Source organism: Pedobacter yulinensis (genome assembly GCF_003029735.1).
Classification (GTDB): domain Bacteria; phylum Bacteroidota; class Bacteroidia; order Sphingobacteriales; family Sphingobacteriaceae; genus Pedobacter; species Pedobacter yulinensis.
Map to the genome: position 1 here is coordinate 1,432,324 of NZ_KZ686269.1, position 24,718 is coordinate 1,457,041.

The following is a 24,718-nucleotide window of genomic DNA, read 5'->3' on the forward strand; positions in this document are numbered from 1 at the left end:
TTATTCAAATTAAAATTTAGAAAAACCATGACGATTTTTATCCGTTCATCTGTTGTACTGGGCGCATTTTTGTTGTCGAGACTTGCCTGTGCCGATTCAAAGCCTGCTGCAAATCAGACGCAAATTACGAAGGCGCAAGCGCCGGCCGCTGCTTCGGGAATTGTTACCGGCGCCGACCAGGTGTCATCCTACCTCCCCTTGTTGAAAGGGAAACGTGTGGGCATGCTGGTAAATCAAACATCCATTATTGGTAAAAAACTAAGCGTAGACAGCCTGCGGAGCCTCGGGGTTGATATAAAAGCCATCTTCGGACCCGAGCACGGCTTTCGGGCTAATGCCAGCAACGGGGCCGTGGTAAAAGACGAGATCGACAAGGAAACAGGCATTCCGATCATTTCACTTTATGGCGCAAAACGGAAACCATCAAAAGCAGACATGGCCGGCCTGGACGTTATGGTTTTCGACATCGCCGATGTGGGCTGCCGCTTCTATACAAACATCAACACGCTGGCAGACGTGATGGAGGCCTGTGCAGAGAACAACAAGGAATTAATTATTCTTGACCGCCCCAATCCGAATGCTTACGTAGACGGTCCGATCCTCGACATGCGCTTTAAGTCTGGCATTGGCAAGTTCCCGATTCCTGCCACACACGGAATGACCATAGGAGAATTTGCGCAGATGGTAAATGGTGAAGGCTGGCTGCCGAACAAACTGAAATGTAAGATCAGGGTAATCAAAGTAAAGAACTACGATCACAGCATGTACTATGAAATGCCCGTAAAACCTTCACCCAATCTGAACACGCAGGCTTCTGTGATTCTTTACCCTTCGCTCTGCCTGTTCGAAGGAACGATCATTAGCCAGGGCCGCGGTACCTATATGCCTTTTACCGTTCTTGGCGCACCTGCCCTGAAGGGTAAGTATGATTTTAACTTCACGCCGGTCAGTATAACCGGCATGTCTGAAAGCCCGCTGCACAAAGATGCGGTCTGTTATGGTCTCGACCTGCGGAAAGTGGATCCTAAAAAGCTGCACGCCAGTAAAAAGATTAACCTGCAATGGATGATTGAGTTATATAACGCTTATCCCGATAAAAGTAAATTTTTCGATTCTTCGCAAAGTAAAGCCATGGGAAAGATCGAAAAACTAATCGGAAATGATGTTTTCGTTAACCAGCTCGCACAGGGAATGAGCGAAGAGGCAATCAGGAAAACATGGGAACCAGGTCTTAGCAATTACAAAAAAATGCGCAAGCAGTACACGCTGTATGCGGACTAGTATCAGAAAACTTCTATTCAGACAATCCCTGCAAAAATTTATTGCAGGGATTTTTTTTTGGCCTGCAGACTGTTCATTGCAACAGGTATTTTTGATAAAGCATCGGGATACTTAGATTATCCAATTGATTATCATGTAGATAAATAAAAACTTTCATTAACACTAAGGGTACCTTTCTTTCATCGTGTATCATTTACAAACAGCACGAAATGAAAAGAAAATTAAATCGGGTATCAGGAGCTTTTACTGTCTGTCTGGTTGCGTTGCTCTGCAGCGCTCTGGTAGCCCGGCCACAGTCAAAGGGTAAAGTAAATGTTGGTTTTGTTTACCCGGTCAGCACGGGCGGAAGTGGCTCGGCGCGCGACACCAACATTTTTTCACTTCATGCCCTCGTGGGTGTTTCTGGTGTTGAACGCGGCCCGAGCTTTGCCGGCCTGAGCCAGGTTGTATTGAAAGAGGCCAGTGGCGTTCGTGTGGCTGGTTTATCCAACCACACTGGTGGCAACGCCTCGGGCATCCAGTTTGCCGGCTTACTCAATACCTCTAAAGATCTGAAGGGATTATCTGTTGCCAGTCTGGCAAATTTTTCCGGCCGGCTGGATGGCTTTCAGTTTGCCGGCGTACTCAACAAAGCAAGAGAAACAACGGGTACACAGCTGGCCGGACTCAGCAACATTGCAGGCAGCGTAAAGGGCCTGCAACTTGCCGGTCTCACCAACGTAGCGGCCGGCGATGTGGAGGGAACGCAGATCAGCGGTTTCCTCAATGTGGCGCGAAAAGTAAAAGGGATTCAGTTCTCTGCCTTTATGAACATTGCCGAACAAAGCGACTACCCGGTCGGCCTGATCAATCTGGTGCGCAACGGTGAGAAATCACTCGGCGTTTCGATTGACGAAACAGCTTCCCTGATGCTCAACTTTAAATCGGGCGGAAGGGTTCTTTACGGGATTGTTGCGCTGGGCTACAACCTGAAAAACCGAGAAGAGGTCTATGCTTTTGAAGGCGGCTTTGGTGCGCATGTTCTGAACGCAAAAAGCTTCAGGCTGGACCTGGAGGCAACGGCGCAAACGCTAGAAGATTTCCGCAGCGGCGATTACATGAAGTCTTCGCTGAAGGTCCTTCCATCCTGGTCTTTCGGCCCCATGGTTGTTTTCGCCGGGCCGACATTTAACTACCTCAACACCAATACGGCCGAAGGCCGGGATCTCTTCAGGCACAGGCAGCATACCTGGAATGGCAGTGAACCTGGCAACCTGCAGGCTCTTTACATTGGTTACACTGCAGGTTTGCAGGTGCGGCTGTAGTTTAGCGGTTTGACCATTCAGCTTTTATTTTACCTCCCGCTTAAATTAGAATGCCCGGCAATATCCGGGCATTTTCGTTTGTTCAGGATGCGTACTGCAGTTTAGGGAACACTAAACCATCGTTTTCGGCGACAGGATCTCAATTCCCCCGCAGAACGCAATGCCGCTAATGATCAGAACCTTAGCAGGATCAGCCTGCTCGGGTGCGGCTTTACGTTTGTCGTCTACCCCGCCGAGCAGGCAACTCACCTCGGTCTTTATTTGCCAGTGTGCCGGAACGTATATTTTGATTCCGCCGAAAATAGCTGTCAGATTCAGGGTGGCTACTGAGTCCAGGTCGGCATTGCTCAGGTCCAATTTGCCGCCGCCAAATATAGCCGCCACGCTTCCACCTTTAAGGTGCTTATCGTAAACATGCTGGTGGGTGCTGGTAAATATATAGCTGGCGTCGACCAGGCCCTCATATCCGGCTGCATGCTGTGGCGCTTCTTCGTATGCCTTTCTGTACCGGCGCGATGCCGCCTTTTTGCCATAGGGGCGATAATTTGCCGGTTTAAAGATGCTGTAAAGGCCCAGGAAGATCAGGATAAGGGGAACCAGATTTTTAGACAGGTCGTAATCGTGATCCAATGCATTGCTGGCCGTAAAGATGAGTCCGATGCCAACGGGGACGATCCAGCCACCGTAACGGAAACCTGATTTGTACCCGGCAAAAAGCCCGACCACAAAGACGAGGCTGGACCAGCTGTACACCCAGTGTGGCATAAAGTTCATATCCCGCATCAGAAAGGCCAGGCCGATTCCGACCAGGATGACTCCGGCAACTGCTTTACCGGTGTTCGTATATTTAATTGACGTGTCCATATTCGTTTTTTTATTCAAATGTAGCTGATCAACTCTGCCAGGAAATAAAGTCATCCCGAGCTGCAGCTTTCATCCGGTCAACTGTGGATTTTTTCCGGTAAATAACCCGGAGATTTTTCACCGGCAGACGGGTGCCCGGCTCTTCCCGGCGATGGCGGAAAATCTAAAGCGGCGAAAGAACCGGAGGGGTAATCTGAACTCATATTTTTTTCGTATTTTATTCTGAAAAAGAATAAGCGTTTGACACAAAAAATAAGGCAAAACGCGCAACATATATCTGTTTATTCTATCTTTGCAAAAAGTTAAACAAAAATCGATTGATGGCAAAACAGGAAAAGTTTTCGGTCGTTTACGAAGGCAAGGTCCACGTTATTGATACCTACTTGATTAACAATGAATTGATTTACAAAATTCATTTTCCTGATAAACGCCAGCCATTACTTATTGTGCGGTCAGCATTTGCTGGTGGCGAAAGCACCTGGTCCAGTCTTCAGGACAACCGCGAAAACGAGGTGGCGCAATTCGGAAAACTCATAGACGCCCACCTCTCCGGGGGGGACAGCTAGCCAGATCAACATTTATAATTGCCGGTTTTGGTTAGAATGCCATCTGCATCATGTGCAATAAATGAAACTGATATTGGCTAACCGTCCGCGAATACAGGCTGGACTTGTAGACTGACTAACGGGTTATAGCCTAAACCCGGCGCAACGAAAAACGGGCCATGCAAGGCACACACTTCGAGTCCTGCAAAGTTGGTAACTTTATGAAAGTTACCAACTTTAAGTTAAAAAAACAAACTTTTAGTTACAAAAACAAACTTCTGTACAATAAACTGGGAGCTTCGCCGGGAACGTCATCGTGGTGGCCTGCCCAGATCATGCCTGCTTTCTCAAGCACACGGATGGAGGAACGGTTTCCCGGTCTTACGACTGCCCATACCGATGGCTTGCGAAGCACGAACCTGGCGTATTGCAAAGAGAAAATGGCCAGTTCGGTGGCATACCCCTTGCCCCAGCTGTTAAAGTGAAACCGGTAACCCAGGTTTAGCTTCTGTTCGCCGCCATAAGACCTGAGGGTAAGTCCGCCGAAACCGAGCACCTCTCCCCCCTTGCCTGCACGGACAGTCCAGGTACCGAATCCATGCTCATACCAATGTTCTATCAATTGAGTTAAACGTGCCGCCGCGACAGTTTTATCTTCAATTGGCCCAAGCGGGTTGAAAAGATTGGTCTTCGGATCGCCAAAAATCGCAAAAAAATCGTCAAGATCGTTTGCAATGGGCCGGCTTAACAGCAGCCGGCCGGTGTTCGACCTGTCTGGCAACCCGGTATCGTTCTGAAAGTTGTGCGGTCCAGTCATAGAAGTACCGCAACTTGCCGGACTCCGGCTCAGGCAAGCTGCACAAACGAAGCTAAGGAAAATAAGCGTGATGCCAAAAGCCGCAGGCCGATGCCCGGCAAAACACGACGTTGTATCACTTAGCGCAATTGATACCTGGCGCCTTTCAGCGTTTGGAAAGACACAATATTGCCTGACCTGTTCACCGCTACCGGCTTGCCATTCGGACCGTAGAGCTGTTTACCTTCCGGCATTTCAAGACGGCAGGTGGTCCCGGCCAGCGAGATCAGGGTAGCGCTCTCGATTCTGCTGGACCGCCAGTTGAAATTCAATTCAAACCCACCCGCCGCGCGCATGCCGCGTACGGTTCCTGCTGCCCATTCAGCGGCACGGGGAAGTGCCGGCAGCAGCCTGATGACATTGTCCTTTCCGTGGCTCTGCAATAGCATTTCTGCAATTGCAGCCGTACCGCCAAAATTGCCGTCGATCTGGAATGGCGGATGTGCGCAAAACAGGTTTGCATACGTACCGGCACCGTGCCGCATCGATATGCCGCTTCCGGATGCCGCCGGAGCCAGCAGAGCGCGAAAAACCTGCAGCGCATGGTCGCCGTCGCCCAGGCGCGCCCAAAAATTGATTTTCCAGGCCCTGGACCATCCCGTACCGCCATCGCCGCGGCGCAGCAATGTGTTGCGTGCGGCTGCTGCCAGTACAGGCGTTGCCTGCGGCGTGATTTCGTCGAAAGGATGCAGGCCATACAGGTGCGAAACATGGCGGTGTTGCGGCTCAGCCTCGTCGTAATCGCGAAGCCATTCCTGTATGCCGCCGGTTTTTTTGCTGATCTGGTTCGGCGCAAGTTTGCCCAGAATACGTTGCAGGCTGTCTGCAAATGCCCGGTCGGTCTTCAGCGCATTTGCTGCCGCGATGGTATTGCCCAGCAATTCGCGGCCAATCTGCATATCCATTGTCGGGCCCATCGTTGTCTGTCCGCTGAATCCCTCTTCGGTGCGATACGCATTTTCAGGAGAATTGGAAGGTGCGGTAACCAGCCAGCCGGTTTTAGGATCGGTGATCAGGATGTCGGCATAAAACCGCGCTGCTCCCTTTAGCACCGGGTAAATATCGGCCAACGTTTTTTGGTTCGGGTTATACAGGTAATGCTGCCACAGATGTTCACACAACCAGGCGCCGCCAGAGAGGGTAGATCCCCAACTCGCGTGCTCGCCCGGAGCTGTAAACTTCCAGGGGTTGCTCATCATATGTGCCACCCAACCACTGCTGTTGTAATAAGCTCTGGCGGTTTGCCTGCCGGGCTCTACCAGTTGTTTTGTGAAGGTGATGAGTGGTTGGTGCAGCGCCCCGAGATTGGTTGCCTCTGCCGGCCAATAATTCATCTGCAGGTTGATGTTCAGATGATAATCGCCATTCCAGGGTGTCTGGTAAGAATCGGCCCATAAGCCTTGCAGGTTGGCCGGCAGTCCTCCAGGCCTTGAACTGGAGATCAGCAGATACCGGCCGAAATTAAAATAGAGCGCTGGTAGCGTAACGTCCGGTTTCCCCATAGCATACCGTTCCAGCCGTTCACTGGTCGAGAGCTGGCCAATATCGTTGTGCTGTACGCCCGTAAACTGCAGGCTGCACCGGTTGTAGTAAGATTGGTGGTCAGCACGCTGGGCGGCTACCAGGCGTTCCCAGCTTTTGCCTGCAGCAGCGTTAACCTGTCTGTCTGTCGTAACAGCCGGATCAGCTCCGCGAAGGGCTACCTGAGGCCAGTTGAGATCGGTTGCCATTGTAATGAGAATAACGACACCCGTTGCACCGGTTATCACCTGTCGGTTTCCCGCTGCCTTCATCTGGCCGCCAACCGGCAAAATCCTTACCCTGCCTGAAAAACGTATCCCCTGGTCGCCGTCGCCGGCCGGCAGTTGACCGTCAACTGACAGCGCGTTGCCGCCGGCGGCTATTGTCGCGTTCGCTGCCCGGCTTAGACCTATGCTCAGATTAAGCAATCCCGGCTTACTCGCCTGAATGCGTACGGCGACCACTTGGTCAGGCGCACTCGTCATCACTTCCTGTGTATATTTTACGCCTGAACGGGTCCATGTTGTTGTGGCCATGGCGGTCTTCAGATCAAGGCTGCGGCTGTATGATTCCAGGTTACCTGTAGTGTCCTTCCAGTCAATCAGCAGGTCTGCGAAAACCTGGTAACTGCCATATTTTTCATTTGCCCCGTTGCCCTGACCTGAGCCTTTCCCTGCACTCGTAAACTGTTGCTGCAGCATATCCTGCGCTTCGCGGTTGCGCCCGGCTGCCAGGAGCTGCTGGATCTGAGGCAGGTATTTATAAGCCCCGGGACGGTTTGGATCTTCAACACCACCAGACCACATGGATATTTCGTTCAAGACAATCCTGCCTTTATTTACACCGCCAAAGTCCATGGCGCCTAGCCGGCCGTTTCCTACCGGCGATGATTCGGTAAAATGTTTTGCCGGAGCTTTAAATTTCAAGAGCTGATCAGTTTGTGCAAGAGCATTTACCTGGTTAATCAGGTATGCCAGGCACAGAATAAGCGCGGTTCTTACATTCATGGGGTTTCGTTTGAGTTTAAGGCAGACTCAAATAACCAAATGCCTGCACCAGTTCGTTTACCGGGTTTGGCAATTTATTCAGCGGAATTGTCTGCCCAGCACATGAAGGCTTTGCCCAATGAACAGGTTTACTAAATTTTCCGGGCTGCTGGCAGTCAGTTTATAATCAAAGCCGAAACCGGCAGATCTAGCTCCCATAAATTTTTGCGGTCAAAAAAAAACCGGATTAATTCCGGTCTTCATTTTCGTCTTCGCGCGCCTCAGTCTCGGCAGCGTCGTCCTGGTCCCGCCCGGGATTATTATCGACCTGGTCGGCCAGGTGTGCAAAGTAATCCTTGTCTTCAGAACTGTCCTTGTCGTTAGTGAGGTCGGGATTTCCGTTGAGTGCGTTTTCAGCCAGCTGGTGGTCGTAATCCGCATCACTGCCTTTCATTTGTTCGTTCAGGTCAGTCAGGTTATCCTGTTTCTCCTGGTCTTTTTTGTTTTCTTCCATTTTAACTTTTCTTTTTCGGCACCTTCGCACCTTCTTTACGTGCTTCAGACAAACCAATTGCGACCGCCTGCTTTTTAGAGGTCACTTTCTTGCCGCTGCCGCTTTTCAATTTTCCTTCTTTCATCTCGTGCATGGTCTCTTCGACCTTTTTGCCCGCTTTTTCAGAATATTTAGCCATTGTCTTTGCAATTATGGTTAAGTTTTCGGCATCAGATCAGATACCGGTACCGCCTTATTTACGTTCAACAAATTTGTGAAAGGTGCTGGGTTCTCCATCCTGTTTCTTTTCCTGGTACAGGAAATCGAGCTTATTTTTATCAAATTCTTCGAAAAAATCCGCCCAGCTTACTTTTGAGAACTTGTCGTCATCATCACTGTGACCGGGGAAGTGGATCCTCAATACGCCGTCGCCCTTGCCGTTGCCGGTTCCCTTAATAATTGCCGGGACGCCATCATGCGATTCGACCCAGCGTTTAATTTCGTCATGGTTATGCGTTTGTTTTGAAGTGCTCATATTACGGTTGCATTTTAGCCGCAGTATCAACGCGGCGGTTGTCCATACTGTCTCGTTTCACGGTGTCCATCGTACCAGTATCGGTCATGGTATGATCAGCACCCATTGTATCGGTTGTGGCTGTGTCGCCGCCAGTGCCGCTTTTGTCAGAGTTACATGCGCCAAATGCCAGCGTTCCAAGAACGCATAGGGCTAAAATTGATTTTTTCATAGGTTTTAGGTTTAACAGCCGGATGTCCGGTATCTTAGGAAGGTTTGCGCGGGCAAAAAGTTTTGTAAAAATTGAATTTGCCGGCTTAAAGCTTTGATTTTCAGCACCGGCGCAATTAAGACGCAATTACCCGTCGCCTTCCGGATATACTTCGAGCCCTGCAAAGTTGGTAACTTTCACAAAGTTACCAACTTTAAGGTAAATAGTTTACCTTTTATTTCATTTTTTCCCCATCGGAGAATCAGGTCCGAGCTCCTCATCGCTGAAGGGGCTGCCATCCCGGGCAAGATCAGGTTTGTAATCGGCGTCTGCCCCGGCAATCTCATTTCGGTGCCGTCCGTTGATGTCTTCCAGCGATTGCTCGTCGGTTTCTTCACTAACAAAATTGTGAACGTTCTGTGCTGCCGCATCCACATGCTGCGCGCCGGTATCATCCTTAATCGGTTTTACTTTTTTCATATCTCATGTATTTTAAGCCAGACCCGGGAGTTTGAGTCCTGAATTTCGAAGGTTTTCCAGCAACTGCTGCTGAAAACGCAGTTTGCTGTCAACAAAACCGTGGGCATTAAACCAGACGTTAAACATCACCTTATACCCGTCCGGTTCAAGGGCAGATATACCAATACGTGTCTGATCCGGGTCCAGGATGTCCGCCGACTGCCTGGCAGTTTCCTCCATCACCCGTTTTACCGCTCCAAATTCGATCGCATTGTTGAATTTGATCTCAATATCATGCCGGCGACGGCCTTCCCTGCTAATGTTAACGATCACTTCGTTAGACAGTTTACTGTTGGGGAATACCACCACCCGGTTGTCAAAAGTGGTGACAATCGTGTAAAAGATCTTGATGGCCGTGACCGTTCCTTCCTGCCCCTGGGCTACGATGTTGTCGCCAACCGAAAAGGGCTTCAAAAACAGGATAATCACGCCGCTTGCAAAGTTCTGCAGCGTACCGGATAAGGCCAGACCGGCCGCGACACCCAGTGCACCAAGCACGGCAGCGAAAACAGTCATTTCGATGCCAATAATTTGCATGACGCCAAACACCAGCAGCACCCGGAGTACCGTAATGCTCAGGCTGATCAGAAAGGGTTTGAGTGAAGGATCAATCCTTCTTTTGTCGATGCTGCTGTTCAGCCAGCGTGATAATATTTTAATAAACCATAACCCTGCAAACAGTACAACAAGGCCAAAAAGGAACCTGGGACCAACGGCAATCAGCCATGCTGTAGCCTGGTTCATGATCTTATTTACATCCATGTTTCACTGAACAAGCATCCCGGAAATTTGTTTATGCGCTCCCGCCTGCTGCATGGAAGTGGCTGATCAACAAATACTTTTTTGCGCTACCGGTAGCCAGGCCATATTGAAGATTCATGTTGGCCCACCTACTGCCTGGCTAAAATGTGCTTTCACCGGCCGGGTTCACCAGTGGTTGCGCAAGTATCGACTTAAATACCAGGACCTGTCAGGCAGACCTTCCGTGCTCCTGCCGCGCCCATTGCGCCATAGCGGTCAGCACGGGGGTTAGGCGCGCACCCGACTCGCTTAACTCATAAGTTACCACCGGTGGCATAACTTGCTCCGTAGTTCTGATCACGAGCTTGTCCTCCTGGAGCTGCTTCAGATGCTGGATCAGCATCTTCTCGGTCACGGAGGGTATCGCCCGTTTCAGCTCGCTGTAACGCTTTTTCCCGCTCATTAGCTGATACAGGATAATTGGTTTCCAATGCCCGCCAATTTTGTTCATTACATAACTGACCGGGCACAACAGTTCTGTTAACTGCTTATTTGCCTGCTGTGTGGAACTTTCTTTGATCGCTGCCATATGCCTACTTTGGGGTAAGTACTTGTTAAAAAGTAAGTACAAAAATACCTTTGCTGCTACAAAAAAACAACTCCAAAAAGATATGAAAATCGTCATTACCGGTTCTACCGGAAACATCAGCAAACCACTGGCCCGTATCCTGCTCGGCAGGGGCCATCAACTAACAGTCGTAAGCAGCAACCCTGCAAAAAAAGAAGGCATTGAGCAGACCGGCGCGAGTGCGGCCATCGGTTCAATTGCAGACAATAACTTCCTGGAAAGCGTTTTTAAAGGTGCAGATGCGGTTTACGCCATGGTGCCTCCAGATTTTTCGCAATCTGATTATGTGTCTTATTTCAGGGAAGCGGGCGACAGTTACGCGCAGGCACTGCAGGCCTCAGGGGTGAAACGGATCGTATTCCTGAGCAGCATCGGTGCTGATCTGCCCTCCGGTACCGGCCCCATTGCCGGCATTCACCAGGTCGAACAGATCCTGGGTGGCCTGAAAGATCTTGACATCACCTTCCTGCGTGCCGGATTTTTTTATACCAACTTTCTTGCAAACATCGACATGATCAAACATGCCGGTTTCCTGGGCACCAATTATGCGGCCAACACCGCGCTGGTCCTTGTGCACCCGGCCGACATCGCAGCAGCTGCAGCCGATCTGCTTGAACAACCCGGACAGGGCAAGGAAATTGCCTACATCAGCAGCGACGAACGCACCGCGCTGGAGGTGGCCAAGGTTCTGGGCGCCGCTATCGGCAAGCCTGACCTGCAATGGATACAGTTCAGCGACGAAGATGCGCTTCAGGGCATGCGCTCAGCCGGACTTCCGGACGAAATAGCCGGTAAATATGCCGAAATGAACCGGGCGCTCGGCTCGGGCATCTTGCTGCAGGATTACCGGAAACAGGATGCAAAACCCAGCGGCTCACACAAGCTGGAAGATTTTGCCACAGAATTTGCCGCAGCGTATAACGCATAGAAAGCAGTGTATAACGCAAAAAAGAAGGCCACAGCTTACAAGCTGTGGCCTTCTTTTTTTACAGCGCCGACCTGAAAAATGCCACACTCGCGGCCACATCAGGGGCATTATTTCGCCAGTTATATTCGTACTCGGCAGATATCATGCCTTTGAAACGCTGCGCTTTCAATTCGGCCAGTACAGCAGGAATGTCTGAGGCGCCTGAACCCCAGTGCACATCGTGCGCTTTTGCACTGCGCTCGTTCAGATCCTTAAAGTGCATGTGCAACACATGTCCCCGCGCTTTTTTCAGGCAGGCCACCGGGTCCAGACCCGACCGCACCCAGTGGCCAATGTCAGCGCACAGGCCAAGATACTTGCTTTTACCCGCAATCGATTCCAATGCGAAATCTACGTTCCAGTAAATAGAAGGTTTGGGGTGATTGTGCAAGGCCACATTGATCTTATAGGTTTCGCACAAACTGGCAATCATATCCAGGTCGGCAACCTTAGGCTCAGATGTAATGGTACGGATGCCCATTGCCTTTGCAAACTCGAAGAGCTGCTTCCAGTCCTTTTCCGAGCCCGGCGTAACCACACCGAAGCCGTAGAGGGTAACCCCTGCGGCTTTCAGTTTGGTCAGCACCTGTTCACGAACCTCCGGCTTCATGCGGAAGTCCATTCGCCCCTCCATTCCACCGCCAAGGCGTTGTCCCGGAAAAGCTTCCACATACCGCAGCTTGCAGCTGTCTATTTTGGCCACGGCTTGGAAGAAATCAAACCGGTTAAAAGTATAGGCCTGGGAACCGAGCTTCCAGCCCAGTTTCTCTTCAGGATAAGCGCCAGCCTGCTGACCGGCTTGTCTGCTTTTACATCCGCCAGCCAGAACACCTAATAGCGCCAGACCGAAAAGTATTTTTTTCATAGTGCAATCGTTAATGACAGGTAAATCTACAGCAATTACAGGTGCTTTCACGGCCCTTGCGACTGGCGGAACTGTAACATTCTCAAGATGCGTTTTAAGCAAAAACGCTATTTTCAAACCCAAATTTCGTTTCGCAGACTGCTAAATCTTTTTAGTTCGACGGTTGCTTTCTGAAAAAAAGTGCACCGTTCCGGCTTAAATGATCACGGTTTATGCGCGCTTTTATTTGACGGCTGCCGCCGGATGCGGTGCCTGCCCTATTTCCGGTGATCTGCCTGGCGCAGAGGATATGGACAACTGGCCTTTCCTTTCCTGATGCGTTCCAGGCCGGTTCGCAGCAACTGCCGTCTTAGCGGACTCAGGTAATCGAGGTAAAGCCGGCCGCGGGTGTGGTCATATTCGTGTTGGACGATCCGGGCCAGAGGACCACTGAAGACGGCCTCAACCGCATGAAAGTCCTCATCAAAATACGTCATGCGAACCGATATAGCGCGGGGAACAGCAGCCTGCAATCCGGGAATGCTCAGGCAGCCTTCTTCTTCAAGGAGCTGTTCGGATGAATACCAGGTGATCTCTGGATTAATAAATGCTTTTCTGACCGGTTCGTCTGCGGCTTCGCCCGTATCTGCGAGGAAGACCTGCAGGTCTGTTCCAACCTGTATAGCTGCCAACCCTGCGCCCTGGGCATGATCGAGCGTGTGCCACATGTTTTCGAGCAGGTTTTTAAGCCCCTGCCAATGCATGGGAACCGGCCGCGACACCTGGCGCAACCAGGTATCGCCGTAAGGTACAATGGGTAAAATCATGTTTTTATTGCAAAAATCGGCAGCAAGGAAGGATTTGTATTGGACATTTTAGACTGGCACATTGCTGGGGGAAAGTGTACCTTTGTAACATGCCGCTGAGCCTTTTCAAATACCTGCAAACCGACCGTCAGACTGCCATTGCGCGCCTGGCACCGCGTGCCGCTTTGGGACAGCTTGTTGGCGAAATCCTGATCGTCCCGGCAAGTTTGATACCGGCACATTCTGCTTTCTTCAGCGATGGCTGCCCTACCCTGGTGCTGACGGCCAACGCTCAAAGCCGTCTTGTACTGCAAAGGGCGAACAAAACGGTCGTTCTGCAAGGCGGCTGGATCGGCAGTTCATATTTTGAGAATCTTTCTTTACAGCTTGAACAACCAGGCGACTTCCTGATCGTATTTCGCTTTCAGCCGGCATCTTTTTTTGCCGCCACCGGCCTGCAGCCAGCCTACTTGAGACAACACGCCGTGCTGCCAACCGACGTAATCGGACTCTTCCATCCCGGGCAAGCGCTGCCGGCATTACAGCATGTTAAGCGGACAGAGGATTTCCTTGAGGCCCTTCCGGTCAAAGAAGCGGCGTTGCCGCCATCCATCAACCAGGTCATCCAGGCTTTAGACGCCACACCCGGCAAGCCGCTCAGGCTGGCCGATCTGCAACGCCGGCATGCAACAGGCTACAAAAAACTGGAACGTGATTTTGCGCGGATCACCGGCATGGCCCCTAAAGAATACCTTTCCCTGCAACGTTTTCTTAGAACCTACCAATGTCTGGCTCAGGGGCAGGCAGCCGGCATGACAGCTGCTGCAGCCATGAATGGCTATTGTGACCAAAGCCACATGATCCGCGAATTTAAAAAGTTTACCGGGACTGCACCCAAAGCACTGCTGGCCCGCCGGTAATCAGCGGTTACGTGCCAGCTTTTGAAACGTGATCGTTCGGCGTGCCACAAACCCCATGGCTTCGTATATCCCGACAGCACGCTGGTTCGTTAGGGCTACATGCAGACAGGACTGCACGCCCTGGCTTCTGTGCCAGGAACACAATTCAGAGATCAATGATTTTGCAAAACCACGCCCTGTATAGCCGGGTCGGGTTACGATTGCGCTCAGCTCACTAAACCCGGGCAGCCTCATGCGTTCACCAGCCACCGCAGCAAACCGGCCTTCTGCGCGGATGCCATAATAACGCCCGAGTAAATGGGTGTTCCTTTCAAAGTAGCCCGGCTGCACCAGGTTGACCAGGTCGTAAAGCGCTGCCTCGTCTCCTGGTTCGAGTACAGCACCTTGGCTGTCAGGCCTGCAGAACCCAGCCGGACCGGCCAGCATTTGGGCACAGTCCAGCGACTGAACAAGGGTCCAGCGGGAACTGAGCGGCGGTATGTCGCCGATCAGGTAAACCTGTTCGCCCGGTATGACCTGACCGGCCAGCTGGTCCATGCATGCTGCCGTGGGCTCCCGCAACGCTGCGAAAGTCAGCACCCCGTCAGCGTAACGTACTGCATCTGGGTCGCCTCTGGCAAATTCAGCCTGCGGGCCATTCAGTGCCCACCATGCCGGGTTGTCCAGCAATGTTTCATCCATGGCCGCAAGATACTTTTTTGCAGCAAAAAGACTGGCTTCGGGGCTTCAAGAGGCCTGCCAAACCGCGAATATAAAAGATGCAGGCAGCGAACCGGCATGCTGTTATAAACCGAAGAACTTTGCGATCCTGCCGGCCAGGTACTGCCATTTCGGGAAAATCCGGAATGCAGGTGCTGCGACAGCAATGGCTTTTGACTGTTGCCTGTATAGAAACGGGTGTTGCGATGTTTTCATTTTCATCTATACAAGTTCAGCAAAGTAATGCTTTGCCGTGAGCAGGTGCCGGCAAAAGAAGATTTTCTGCCGGCAAACACCTGTCGCCTCTGCGTTTTTTGCAATCCGGGAAATTAGTTTAAATTAGCAGTGATGACATTCCTGTTAATTTTCCTGTGCCTCCTGGCGCTGGTGTTGCTGATCAGCTACGTCAAAATTCATCCGTTTATCGCTTTCCTGGTTATTGCAATCCTCGCTGCCATTCTGCTGGGCATGCCTTTCGACCGGATCACTGGCGCCGTAGAAAAAGGAATAGGCGATATGTTGTCATCGCTGCTTATCCTGATCTCTTTCGGGGCCATGTTCGGCAAACTGGTTGCAGACAGCGGCGCGGCGCAGAAGATCGCCAGCGTGCTGATGGGCATGACCGGGCCTAAAAATATCCACTGGGCCATGATGGTGGTGGGATTTATCATCGGCATCCCGCTATTTTATGGTGTTGGATTTGTACTGATGGTCCCCCTGATCTTTTCAGTCGTTTACAAATACCGCCTTTCTGCTGTCGGGGTAGGCATCCCTATGTTGGCAGCCTTATCCGTTACCCATGGCTTTTTGCCCCCGCACCCTTCGCCCTCGGCCCTGGTGGTCCAGTTTGGTGCAGATATGGGGATGACCCTGCTCTACGGTTTCGCCATTGCCATTCCCGCCATAATCATAGCAGGGCCAATCTTTTCACGCAGCCTGTTGAAAATTCCCTCCCAGCCGCTCGCTGCTTTTGTTGCCGCCGACCGGCCCGACCAGGAACTTCCGGGCGCCTTCAACAGCTTTTTTTCAGCGCTGCTTCCGGTCTTCCTGCTCATTGCAACCACGCTGTTTCCCATGGTATTTGCAGTGGGCGAAAAAGGCCTTAAAATACTGGCTTTCATCAGCAGCCCATCGGTCGTGATGATGGTCTCCCTGTTTTACGCTTTTTGTTCGCTGGGGCTGCTCCGCGGAAACAGCCTTTCCCAGATCATTGAACGAAGTGTGGGCGCGGTGAAAGACGTCATGCCGGTCATCCTGATCATTGCCGGTTCTGGCGCACTGAAGCAGGTTTTCACCGAGTCTGGCGTAAACGCAGAGATCGGGGCCGCCTTACAGGGCCTGAACATGGAACCCCTTGTTTTGGGCTGGCTCATTGCTGCCATTATTCGCATTTGCGTAGGTTCAGCCACAGTTGCCGGGCTTACGGCTGCAGGCATCATCCTGCCGCTGATCCAGTCTGGCCAGGCCGATCCGAACCTCATGGTGCTGTCCATCGGCGCGGGCAGCCTCGCCTGCTCACATGTAAACGATTCCGGGTTCTGGCTTTTCAAAGAATATTTCAATCTCAGCATGCGCGACACCTTTATGTCCTGGTCGGTCATGGAATCTATCGTGGCTGTTGCCGGTCTGGCAGGTGTGCTGCTGCTTAACCTTATTATCTGATAAATACATCTATATGAGCACATTAAATCCTGATCAGCGTTTCGAAGAAACCGGACTGTCCCTCCCGCCTGCACCCAGCCCCCTCGGCGTCTATAAACCCTTCCTTGTCGATGGCAAGTACCTTTACGTTTCCGGTCACGGCCCCGTTCGGGACGACAAGAGCCTGATCATAGGCCGCATTGGCGAAGACATGAGTGCAGAAGAGGGAAAGGAGGCCGCAAAACAGGTTGGTCTGACCATTCTTTCGACCATTCGTACCAACTTTGGCAGCCTGAGCAAGGTAAAACGCGTCATCAAAGTACTCGGAATGGTCAACTGTACCGCAGATTTTGAGAAACATCCCTTCATCATTAATGGTTGCAGCGAGCTGTTTGCCACTGTTTGGGGCCAGGAAAATGGCATTGGGGTTAGAAGCGCTGTGGGCATGGGCTCCCTGCCTGACAACATCCCCGTAGAGGTCGAAGCGCTGTTCGAGCTGGAGCCATGAGTATCCCCGAAGAACTCCTGGTCGCTGAGGCAGACCAGCTGCCGACACCGGCCCTGGTCATTTTTGCAGCAATTGCCGAGAACAATGTTCGGTTGCTGACAGAAATGGCTGGCGGAACACATCGCCTGATGCCGCATGTGAAGACCTGCAAATCTTCAGAAGCGGTACAGTTGATGCGCAATGCCGGTATTGACCGATTCAAGTGTGCCACGATCGCTGAGGCAGAGATGCTCGCGCTGTCGGGCGCCCGGGAGGTTCTGCTGGCCTATCAGCCGGTAGGCAAAAACATGGCACGTTTTGCCAGGCTGTGCCGGCAATTTCCTGGAAGTTCGATTGCCTGTCTGGTCGATCATCCGCTGGTACTTGAACAGCTTGAAACCACTGCAGCCCGGGAGGGAACCGTCTTTAACCTGTTTATAGATATTGATGTTGGCATGCACAGGACCGGCCTGCCTGCAGCAGCCGCCCCTGCACTGGCATGGCAGGCCGAACAGGCCGTTCACCTGAAACTGCTTGGTTTACATGCGTACGACGGCCACATTCACCAGGCCAACCAGGAAGCGCGGCGCCTGGCATGGACCGAAGCTTTCGACCCCGTGTTCAGGCTGCTGAGCGAACTTGAGGAAGAGATCGCGCGACCGATAGCGCTCGTGGCTGGGGGAACACCGACCTTCCCCTACCACCTCCAAGACGAGCGCGTAACCTGTAGCCCCGGAACATTCATTTACTGGGATGCCGGCTACGCCGAACAATACCCTGAACAGCCCTTTCAGCCGGCAGCCTGGCTCCTGGGCCGGGTAGTTTCGTTGCCGGCGCCGGGACGGTTGTGCCTGGATATAGGCCATAAGGCTGTCGCGGCCGAAATGGAACTTGAAATGCGCCTGCGTTTTCCGTTCAACCCATCCTTCCGCATTGCAGGACAGAGCGAGGAACACCTGATGATTGAAACAGACGAAACGGATCAGTATGCACCCGGCGAGCTGATATACGCCCTGCCCTGGCACATTTGTCCTACGGTGGCGCTGCATGAAGAAGCCACCATCATAAAGAACGGTAAACGCGCCGGCAGCTGGGCCGCCACGGCACGCAAACGAACAATAACAATTTAAACAGCCTATGTTTACAATAGATGCCCACCTGGATCTCGCCATGAACGCCATGGAATGGAACCGCGACCTTACTTTGCCGGTTGCGGCCATCAATGCCCGCGAGGCCGGACTACAGGACAGACCCGACCGCGGCAGGGCGGTGGTATCGCTGCCCGAACTGAGAAAAGGTGGTATCGGACTTGTCGTGGCTACGCAGATTGCGCGTTTTGTGGCGCCAGACAATCCGTTGCCTGGCTGGCATTCGCCTGAACAAGCCTGGGCACAAACGCAGGGACAGCTGGCCTGGTACCGTGCCATGGAAGACAAAGACGAACTCGTGCAGATCACTGACCTGGCCGGCCTGGAACAGCACCTGTCCAGATGGAAAAGAGCAGACGGCCAGCAAACGGCGCCGGTCGGTTATATCCTGAGCCTGGAAGGTGCAGACTCCGTCATCACCCCAGATTACCTGCGCGCGGCACATGCAGGCGGCCTGCGGGCTGTCGGGCCGGCACATTACGGCCCCGGCAGGTATGCCAACGGGACCGATGCTTCAGGAAGAATGGGAAACGAGGGCCTGGCCCTGCTGCGGGAAATGGAAAGCCTGAATATCATTCTCGATGCGACCCATCTCTGCGATGACGCTTTCTGGCAGGCGCTCGAACATTTCTCAGGACCAATATGGGCCAGTCACAACAACTGCCGCAGTCTGGTCAATCACAACAGGCAATTCAGCGATGAACAGCTGCTGGCACTGGCAGAGCGCGGCGCGGTGATCGGCATGGCGCTCGATGCCTGGATGATCGTTCCGGGCTGGGAGCGCGGCAAGTCGACCCCGCGAGGCATGAACTGCGGCCTGGAGGCAGCCATTGACCACCTGGACCACATTTGCCAGTTAACCGGCAATGTCCGGCACGTGGGAATCGGATCTGACCTGGACGGCGCTTTTGGCAACGAACAGTGCCCTTACGATCTTGAAACCATAGCCGATCTGCAAAAAATACCTGATTTGCTTAGCCGCCGGGGTTTTTCAGCGGAAGATATTTCACAGATCATGCATGGCAACTGGCTCCGGTTCCTCAGAGCAGCATGGGCTTGACATCCGGCCAACAGCTCTAACCGCCCGATACAGCTTTTCTTAAGGTTTGCAGGTTGTCGATCGCACTGCCTATGGTATTGTTGAAATAGGTATAGACCGTCCGTCCCTCGTCAAGCCAGTCATTGATGTAACTGGCATATTCGTATAATTCGTCATCCGGATAGGTGCCGCGGTAGTCCCCGCCCGGGCCATGAAAACGCAGATACACCGCATTTCCCGGCTGAAGCGAGCCCAGCAAGATACCCTGTTTCAATTTATCATGAAGCACCAGGCCCATTTGATGTTTTTCGAGCAGTTCGTAGGTGGCCGGCCGGTACCAGTCGGCGTGCCTGAACTCAATGGTCGTGTGCCATTCGCCCGCCGGATCATTCTGCCGGATGAGCTGCAACAGGTGGTCGAGCCGGTGCATCCAGGCAGGCCTGAAACTGCCGGGAAACTGCACAAGCAGGCAACCTTTTTTGTCACCTACAGCATTGATGGCCTGCATAAAAGTCACAAGGTCAGCTTCGTCAAACTCCAGCCCTTTGTTGTGCGTCAGGCCTTTCCACAGCTTAAAGGTAAAACGAAAGTGTTCTGGCACTTCTCCGGCCCACTTTTGCAGGGTTTGGGCGCGGGGTACTTTGTAGAAACAGCTGTTCACTTCCAGGCTGTTAAAGAGGTGGCCGTAATAGGTCAGCCTGCTCCGTTCCTGAAATTCTGGCGGATAAAATGATTTATTGCGTACCGGAAGCAGCAGTCCGCTGGTTCCGGTATAGTATCCCGATCTGTGTGTAAGCATAAGTTGTGTGTTTGGCCGCCCCGGGCAGTCCTGCTTTCCGGCATGGCACCGGCCAGTTCAAGCAGTTATGGTATGTCATGCATGGCCTCGGCCGCCTGGCCGCCTGTTAAGCAACAGGTCTTGCAGCGGGTTTGTTTTGCAGGGTGCCCCGGGAAACAAAAGCAATTGCACAGCCTAAAGGCGTGTGCAGCTGCGGCCGGCAGCGTCATTAAGCATTGCAATAAAACGGTGTTCAGACCGATCAGCTGAGCCCGAAACGTTCCTGTTCTTCGGTAAAATAGGTGGTGCGGCCTCCAACTTTCCGGGTTTGGATCCTTGCGCCGGTCGGGCTTTCGGTTTTCTTGCTGTGGTGTATGTTCATAAAATCGCGCAATTCGCCGCTCAACTGGTCCGGATTGGCTTTCCTGATCTCGGCAATGGCATTTTTTAGCACGCGCTGCATGGCCTCATAGAGCTTTTCGGCATTCTTGGCGGGGATAGCCTTTGCGGGCGAGAAAGGGTAAATACGCGCTTCCCAGAGGATCTCGTCTGCGTAAGCGTTTCCAATACCTCTGATGAATTTCTGATCGAGGAGAATGCTCTTGATCTCAGTCTTTTTACCGGCCAGCAATTCCAGAAAAGCTTCTTTACTCATGGTAAAAGCATCAGGAACCTCTGAAATAACGGGGTTCAGCGTCGGCGTTGCCGCTTTCTGAAAGTCGGTCATGAAAAACCCGCTTCCATCGGTAAAATCAAATCCGATGATCGGGAAACGGGGTTCTTTACCTTCTTCTTTCATTTGCAGTTCCCCATGAAGCATCAGGTGCAGTCCCAGCATGCGGTCCTTACCAAAGTCAAGCAGGAGGCTTTTGCCATTGCGCGAAACCGAAGAAAGCTTATGACCTTCCAGTTTTTTCTTTAACTCCGGCACCTCAACATTCAGTTTCCTGGTAACGGTAACATCGATTTCTTTTAACACTTTGCCTTTAAACTGCTTATCGAGATTGGCAGCGAAGACTTCTAAATCAGGTAATTCTGGCATATGCGAATTTAGCAAAAAACCGACTGCCGCGAACAGGCCTGAGCCATTTTTTCTCAACAAGCAGATGGCTGTTTATCCATCCCTGATACCGGTTAGTCCTTCACCTGTCTGAAATAAAAAGCCAGGCCGGCAAAACAAATGGCAACGCCTGTCAGGCCCAGCGCCAGCGGCAGGGAAAAGTGAAAAGCTACAAAACCCAGCAGGCCGGGACCCGCAAGCTGTCCGGCATAACCCATTGTGGTGACCGCCGGAATGGCCACCGCAGGCGGCACATGTTTCAGCTTTCCTGCAGCAGAGAAAAATACCGGAACCGTATTGGCTGCACCCAGGCCAAGAAGAACAAAACCAAGCAGGGCCGTGATGGTCCAGGGTGTGCTCACTGCAAGCAAGAGCCCGAAGGCCGCGAGCAGTGTTCCCCACAGCACAATTCTACGCGAACTGAACCGCTCGATCAGTCCATCGCCCAGCAGCCGCATGGTTGCCATGGCCACCGAAAAGGCGGCATAACCCGATCCTGCGAAAGCCGCCTCCATACCCCGGTGTTCGCGAAGCAGCAGCGCGCTCCAATCCAGCATGGCCCCTTCGGCAAGGAACAGCACAAAACACATGAGCCCAAGGAAGAGCACAGCCGGTCTGAGCCATAGCATCCTTGCCCCGGGATCTCCCTGCTCTGCCGCAGGCTCTCCCCCATCCAGTTCTGCGCCCCGGTCAAGCAGGAAGCGGAACTGAAGCAGCAGGATGGCGGCCAGCAACGCCGATATACTCAGCGCGGCGATACCCGGCGAAAGGCCCAGGCTGATCAGGAAACCAAGTCCCAATGAACCACATAACCCGCCAACGCTGAACAGCCCATGAAAAGATGATAAAATATGTTTTCCGTACAGGTTCTGAACCACGACCGCGTGTGCGTTCATCGACACGTCGATCGCCCCCACGCCCGCACCGAAAACGAACAGGCCAATTCCCAGCGTTATTGGTGTGGCCAGCCAAATGAGTAAAGGAAGCGTCGCCGCCGTCAGCAAACCGGAACACAACATGACCAGGCGACTGCCCGCGCGGTGCACAAGCAGGCCCGCAAGCGGCATCGCGACGATTGCCCCCGCACCAAGCAGCAGGAGCACCATGCCCAACGCCGCATCGTCCAGCTGCAGCCGGTCTTTTGCGAAAGGAACCATTGGGGCCCAGCTGGCTACACCCAGTCCGCAAACCAGGAAAACAGACTTCGTCGCCTTGCGCGCACGCCTTACATCGGCTGCAGATATTTCTTTCATTTTGCAATATTATGCAATAATTATAAAAATCGCAATTTGTTGCAATGCTATTTGATCTCCGGGAGCAGCAGGATGGCTAGGCGTTCGGGCGCAGACATCTGCGGATTGTGGTCTGCAGACATTTCGACCACCTTCCAGCCGCGCTCGCGGGCGCGCTTTGACGAAGGATAGAAAGAATCGGCGGCAGCGGTTTTACCCGGATCAACGGTGAGAATATAGGTTGCAGGCAGTTTCAGCGCAGCAGGATTTCGCCACCGAACGGGCTCCAGAAAAGTTTTGGTAGCCTGCGGCACATCTTTCGGTGGGCGTTGCCCGGCCTTTACCCATACGGGTATCATGAAGTCCTGGCCGCTAACCTGTGCCGGCGCAGCAGTCCCGTGTGTGGTGAACGCGTTATCCCCGTCGTTCGGTGCAAAGGCGTCGAGATAGATCAGTTTTGCAATGCGGTCAGGAATGCTGTCGGCAACACCCGTAATCACCATGCCACCGTAACTGTGCCCCATCAGGACTACGTTGTGCAGATCTTCGTAGAGAATGGTGTTGACCACATCTTTGATGTGCGTAGCCAGGCCAATGTCTTTCGAAGCCAGGTGCACCCGCTCTCCCTGCCCGCTCAGGCTGGGACGGTACACATGTACGCCTGCCCGTGTCAGCAGCGAATCAGTTTTTTTAAACGACCAGTTGCCGCCCCAGGCCCCGTGCACCATAACGAATACCGGTTTACGCTGTGCCTGACTATTTATGACAGGCACAACGAGTAACAGCAGAAATTTCAAGACTATTTTCATAGGCTCAATTTACAAAATTAATCCGCCTCCGGTAGGCCAGATCGTGTGCCGGATTTGTGGCTGAAAACTTTCACTGCCCTCCCGCTGTTTTCATCCTGTCATCCCTGTCCTCGTTACCGGGCACCGGTATGGCATTTAAATTCTAAGCATCATGAACATTATAGTTGGGGCATCGGGCCAGGTAGGCTCTATGGTTGTTGAAAACCTGCTGAAAGACGGCGCACCGGTCAGGGGTATTGTCAGGTCTGAAGAAAAGCGCATCGCGCTGCTTGATAAAGGAGCAGAAGCCTTTGTTGCCGACGCGCACGACCGGGAAGCCATGATCAGGGCGTTCCAGGATGGGCGTGCCCTTTTCATTATCACGCCTGAAAGCGGCCAAAGCAATGACATCCTCGCCGAAACCAAGGCCATACTTGACAACTACCGTTTTGCCATCAGGCGCTCCTCTGTCCAAAAAATTGTGGGCATTTCATCGATGGGCGCTCAGTTCAGCGAAAACAGCGGGAACCTGCTCATGTCTTTTATGCTTGAGCAAAATTTTACCGATAGTGAGGTGGAGCAGATCTTTATTCGCCCGGCTTATTATTTCAGCAACTGGATGATGGGGTATGACGAGGCGATCCGCACCGGCGTGCTGCCCACCTTTTTCCCTCCAGACCTGCCGATACCCATGGTGGCGCCGGCCGATGTGGCCGCACTGGCCGCCAAACTGATGCCCGGAGGCCTGGGTGCCAGCAAGATCTACGAATTAGAAGGGCCGCGCCAATACAGTGCCGACGAGGTGGCCGCCGCTTTTGCAAAGATCTCGGGAAAAGAAGTAAAGGCCCGGCAAATTCCCCGGGAGGAGTGGGAACAGGTCATTTCAGGCATGGGTTTTACAGCTGATGGCACACGCAATTTTATACAGATGACCGAGCTGGTGGCGAGCGGCCAGGCAGGGCCTCAAAAACAGGGCACCGTTTGGCTGCAAGCTGAAACCACGCTGGAAGATTTTCTGCTGCAAACGCTGAAACCCGGAAAATAATGGCGCGATCTGAGGTTCACGTCATCGACCTGGCTAAAGTAGCGGGTTTAATGACCGGCGATTACCAGAACGATGTGCTCTCGACCGTGAATGATCATGTGGTACGCATCGGTATGATGACTGCCCCGTATTTCTGGCATTTGCATCCCGATTCTGACGAAATTTTCCTCGTTGTAGAGGGCAGTGTATGGGTTGATCTGGCAAACCGCAGCCTTGAGCTCCTGCCTGGCCAGCTGCTGACCATCCCCGCCGGCACCCCGCACCGTACCCGGCCCGGGGGCGTCAGATCCGTGAACCTGACCTTCGAAAGCGCGGGTATGACAACCCTTGCCTGCGAACAACCGCAGGCAGATCCGGGCTCCTGAAGCCGCTGCAACCTTATCGCCTTTTAGCTGATATCGGTAATGGAAGCAATCTTCCCTTCGCTGAACGTAAAAACCGACCGGCCGTCCATTTCGAGCCGGTCGCCCTTTTTCAGGCTGCTCGACAGGTCTGCAGCCGCAACTGCACGGTAAATGATGTCAATCTCTGTGCTGCTACCGATGTGCCGCAATGCAGCAATCTGCTGTTCCCGGTTTGAGAAATAGCTGAGCGCTTCGGCAGCCTGCTTTTCAAAGGCAGCGAGGCCTTCCAGCCGCATGGTCAGCTCCGCTCCGCTTCTGTTTTCGAAGATGATGTCCGGGTGCAGGCCAGCCAGCATACCGGGAAGATCAAAATGATTGTAAGCCCGGATATAGGTCCTGATCAGGGCTTCTTTTTCTGCATGTTCCATTTCAAACTCGTTTTTAGCACCCGGCAACA

At 52.7% G+C, this 24,718-nt stretch carries 29 protein-coding genes; 11 read left to right on the plus strand and 18 right to left on the minus strand.

Going from position 1 to position 24,718, the window contains the following annotated elements; genetic code table 11:
- Positions 1 to 27: 27 nt before the first annotated feature.
- Both C7T94_RS13705 and C7T94_RS13710 read left to right on the plus strand, forming a co-directional pair.
- Complete coding sequence (locus tag C7T94_RS13705) at positions 28 to 1,281, plus strand: exo-beta-N-acetylmuramidase NamZ family protein (RefSeq protein ID WP_107215849.1); 1,254 nt, start codon at positions 28 to 30, stop codon at positions 1,279 to 1,281.
- A gap of 209 nt (positions 1,282 to 1,490) precedes the next feature.
- A complete protein-coding gene (locus C7T94_RS13710) occupies positions 1,491 to 2,585 on the plus strand; it encodes a hypothetical protein (protein ID WP_107215850.1) in 1,095 nt (364 codons plus the stop codon).
- A 111-nt stretch (positions 2,586 to 2,696) separates the two neighbouring features.
- Here C7T94_RS13710 and C7T94_RS13715 read toward each other — a convergent pair whose 3' ends face one another.
- Entirely contained in the window at positions 2,697 to 3,449 is a 753-nt protein-coding gene (locus C7T94_RS13715; RefSeq protein ID WP_162618690.1) for a LiaF transmembrane domain-containing protein, read from the minus strand.
- Between the two features lie 320 nt (positions 3,450 to 3,769).
- On the opposite strand from C7T94_RS13715, the gene C7T94_RS13720 reads away from it, so the two are divergent.
- Positions 3,770 to 4,015, plus strand: coding sequence for a hypothetical protein (locus C7T94_RS13720; RefSeq protein WP_107215852.1), 246 nt, complete (start codon positions 3,770 to 3,772; stop codon positions 4,013 to 4,015).
- A gap of 241 nt (positions 4,016 to 4,256) precedes the next feature.
- On the opposite strand, the gene C7T94_RS13725 is transcribed toward C7T94_RS13720, so the two are convergent.
- From C7T94_RS13725 to C7T94_RS13760, 9 genes are all read right to left on the minus strand, one after another.
- Positions 4,257 to 4,811 (minus strand): GNAT family N-acetyltransferase, encoded by a 555-nt coding sequence (locus tag C7T94_RS13725; RefSeq protein WP_107215853.1) that lies wholly within the window; start codon positions 4,809 to 4,811, stop codon positions 4,257 to 4,259.
- Positions 4,812 to 4,930: 119 nt separating this feature from the next.
- Positions 4,931 to 7,378 carry a glycoside hydrolase family 95 protein gene (locus C7T94_RS13730; protein ID WP_107215854.1) on the minus strand — a complete coding sequence of 816 codons (2,448 nt, stop codon included), beginning with the start codon at positions 7,376 to 7,378 and terminating at the stop codon, positions 4,931 to 4,933.
- A gap of 226 nt (positions 7,379 to 7,604) precedes the next feature.
- Positions 7,605 to 7,871: a hypothetical protein gene (locus C7T94_RS13735; protein ID WP_107215855.1), complete on the minus strand. Its 267-nt coding sequence runs from the start codon at positions 7,869 to 7,871 to the stop codon at positions 7,605 to 7,607.
- Position 7,872: 1 nt separating this feature from the next.
- A complete protein-coding gene (locus C7T94_RS19540; RefSeq protein WP_204353281.1) occupies positions 7,873 to 8,049 on the minus strand; it encodes a DUF6496 domain-containing protein in 177 nt (58 codons plus the stop codon).
- A 54-nt stretch (positions 8,050 to 8,103) separates the two neighbouring features.
- Positions 8,104 to 8,385, minus strand: a complete 282-nt coding sequence (locus C7T94_RS13740) for a hypothetical protein (RefSeq protein WP_107215856.1) — start codon at positions 8,383 to 8,385, stop codon at positions 8,104 to 8,106.
- A gap of 1 nt (position 8,386) precedes the next feature.
- Positions 8,387 to 8,596, minus strand: a complete 210-nt coding sequence (locus C7T94_RS19400) for a hypothetical protein (RefSeq protein ID WP_162618691.1) — start codon at positions 8,594 to 8,596, stop codon at positions 8,387 to 8,389.
- Positions 8,597 to 8,815: 219 nt separating this feature from the next.
- Positions 8,816 to 9,055 carry a hypothetical protein gene (locus C7T94_RS13750; protein ID WP_107215858.1) on the minus strand — a complete coding sequence of 80 codons (240 nt, stop codon included), beginning with the start codon at positions 9,053 to 9,055 and terminating at the stop codon, positions 8,816 to 8,818.
- A gap of 12 nt (positions 9,056 to 9,067) precedes the next feature.
- Entirely contained in the window at positions 9,068 to 9,856 is a 789-nt protein-coding gene (locus C7T94_RS13755; RefSeq protein ID WP_107215859.1) for a mechanosensitive ion channel family protein, read from the minus strand.
- A 208-nt stretch (positions 9,857 to 10,064) separates the two neighbouring features.
- Positions 10,065 to 10,424, minus strand: a complete 360-nt coding sequence (locus C7T94_RS13760) for a winged helix-turn-helix transcriptional regulator (protein WP_107215860.1) — start codon at positions 10,422 to 10,424, stop codon at positions 10,065 to 10,067.
- Between the two features lie 82 nt (positions 10,425 to 10,506).
- Between C7T94_RS13760 and C7T94_RS13765 the strand changes: the two genes are divergently transcribed.
- The gene (locus C7T94_RS13765; RefSeq protein WP_107216131.1) at positions 10,507 to 11,391 is read left to right on the plus strand and encodes an NmrA family NAD(P)-binding protein; all 885 of its coding nucleotides are present in this window, start codon (positions 10,507 to 10,509) and stop codon (positions 11,389 to 11,391) included.
- 58 nt (positions 11,392 to 11,449) lie between these two features.
- Here C7T94_RS13765 and C7T94_RS13770 read toward each other — a convergent pair whose 3' ends face one another.
- Positions 11,450 to 12,295: a sugar phosphate isomerase/epimerase family protein gene (locus tag C7T94_RS13770; protein WP_107215861.1), complete on the minus strand. Its 846-nt coding sequence runs from the start codon at positions 12,293 to 12,295 to the stop codon at positions 11,450 to 11,452.
- Between the two features lie 257 nt (positions 12,296 to 12,552).
- On the minus strand, positions 12,553 to 13,101 hold the full coding sequence (def, locus tag C7T94_RS13775) for a peptide deformylase (protein WP_107215862.1): 549 nt from the start codon (positions 13,099 to 13,101) through the stop codon (positions 12,553 to 12,555).
- A gap of 89 nt (positions 13,102 to 13,190) precedes the next feature.
- Here def and C7T94_RS13780 point away from each other — a divergent pair, with 89 nt between their 5' ends.
- Positions 13,191 to 14,000, plus strand: a complete 810-nt coding sequence (locus C7T94_RS13780; protein ID WP_107215863.1) for a helix-turn-helix domain-containing protein — start codon at positions 13,191 to 13,193, stop codon at positions 13,998 to 14,000.
- Here C7T94_RS13780 and C7T94_RS13785 read toward each other — a convergent pair whose 3' ends face one another.
- Positions 14,001 to 14,681 (minus strand): GNAT family N-acetyltransferase, encoded by a 681-nt coding sequence (locus tag C7T94_RS13785; protein ID WP_107215864.1) that lies wholly within the window; start codon positions 14,679 to 14,681, stop codon positions 14,001 to 14,003.
- Between the two features lie 366 nt (positions 14,682 to 15,047).
- Here C7T94_RS13785 and C7T94_RS13795 point away from each other — a divergent pair, with 366 nt between their 5' ends.
- The 4 genes from C7T94_RS13795 to C7T94_RS13810 are packed head-to-tail and all read left to right on the plus strand — an operon-like array spanning position 15,048 to position 19,035.
- Positions 15,048 to 16,361 carry a gluconate:H+ symporter gene (locus tag C7T94_RS13795; protein ID WP_107215866.1) on the plus strand — a complete coding sequence of 438 codons (1,314 nt, stop codon included), beginning with the start codon at positions 15,048 to 15,050 and terminating at the stop codon, positions 16,359 to 16,361.
- A gap of 13 nt (positions 16,362 to 16,374) precedes the next feature.
- Positions 16,375 to 16,848: a RidA family protein gene (locus C7T94_RS13800; RefSeq protein ID WP_107215867.1), complete on the plus strand. Its 474-nt coding sequence runs from the start codon at positions 16,375 to 16,377 to the stop codon at positions 16,846 to 16,848.
- Entirely contained in the window at positions 16,845 to 17,957 is a 1,113-nt protein-coding gene (locus C7T94_RS13805) for a D-TA family PLP-dependent enzyme (RefSeq protein WP_107215868.1), read from the plus strand. The genes C7T94_RS13800 and C7T94_RS13805 overlap by 4 nt, the downstream gene beginning before the upstream one ends.
- A 7-nt stretch (positions 17,958 to 17,964) precedes the next feature.
- Positions 17,965 to 19,035 carry a dipeptidase gene (locus tag C7T94_RS13810; protein ID WP_107215869.1) on the plus strand — a complete coding sequence of 357 codons (1,071 nt, stop codon included), beginning with the start codon at positions 17,965 to 17,967 and terminating at the stop codon, positions 19,033 to 19,035.
- A 16-nt stretch (positions 19,036 to 19,051) separates the two neighbouring features.
- Here the strand turns inward: C7T94_RS13810 and C7T94_RS13815 are convergent, their stop codons facing one another.
- The 4 genes from C7T94_RS13815 to C7T94_RS13830 form a co-directional block, all read right to left on the minus strand.
- On the minus strand, positions 19,052 to 19,813 hold the full coding sequence (locus C7T94_RS13815; protein ID WP_107215870.1) for a DUF72 domain-containing protein: 762 nt from the start codon (positions 19,811 to 19,813) through the stop codon (positions 19,052 to 19,054).
- A gap of 241 nt (positions 19,814 to 20,054) precedes the next feature.
- Positions 20,055 to 20,834, minus strand: coding sequence for a DNA-formamidopyrimidine glycosylase family protein (locus tag C7T94_RS13820; RefSeq protein ID WP_107215871.1), 780 nt, complete (start codon positions 20,832 to 20,834; stop codon positions 20,055 to 20,057).
- Between the two features lie 92 nt (positions 20,835 to 20,926).
- Positions 20,927 to 22,105 (minus strand): MFS transporter, encoded by a 1,179-nt coding sequence (locus C7T94_RS13825; protein ID WP_107215872.1) that lies wholly within the window; start codon positions 22,103 to 22,105, stop codon positions 20,927 to 20,929.
- A 47-nt stretch (positions 22,106 to 22,152) separates the two neighbouring features.
- Positions 22,153 to 22,893, minus strand: a complete 741-nt coding sequence (locus tag C7T94_RS13830) for an alpha/beta fold hydrolase (RefSeq protein ID WP_107215873.1) — start codon at positions 22,891 to 22,893, stop codon at positions 22,153 to 22,155.
- A gap of 151 nt (positions 22,894 to 23,044) precedes the next feature.
- Between C7T94_RS13830 and C7T94_RS13835 the strand changes: the two genes are divergently transcribed.
- Complete coding sequence (locus C7T94_RS13835) at positions 23,045 to 23,917, plus strand: NmrA family NAD(P)-binding protein (RefSeq protein ID WP_204353282.1); 873 nt, start codon at positions 23,045 to 23,047, stop codon at positions 23,915 to 23,917.
- A complete protein-coding gene (locus tag C7T94_RS13840) occupies positions 23,917 to 24,282 on the plus strand; it encodes a cupin domain-containing protein (RefSeq protein WP_239495018.1) in 366 nt (121 codons plus the stop codon). The genes C7T94_RS13835 and C7T94_RS13840 overlap by 1 nt, the downstream gene beginning before the upstream one ends.
- A 23-nt stretch (positions 24,283 to 24,305) precedes the next feature.
- Here C7T94_RS13840 and C7T94_RS13845 read toward each other — a convergent pair whose 3' ends face one another.
- Entirely contained in the window at positions 24,306 to 24,689 is a 384-nt protein-coding gene (locus C7T94_RS13845; RefSeq protein WP_162618692.1) for a nuclear transport factor 2 family protein, read from the minus strand.
- Between the last annotated feature and the right edge of the window lie 29 nt (positions 24,690 to 24,718).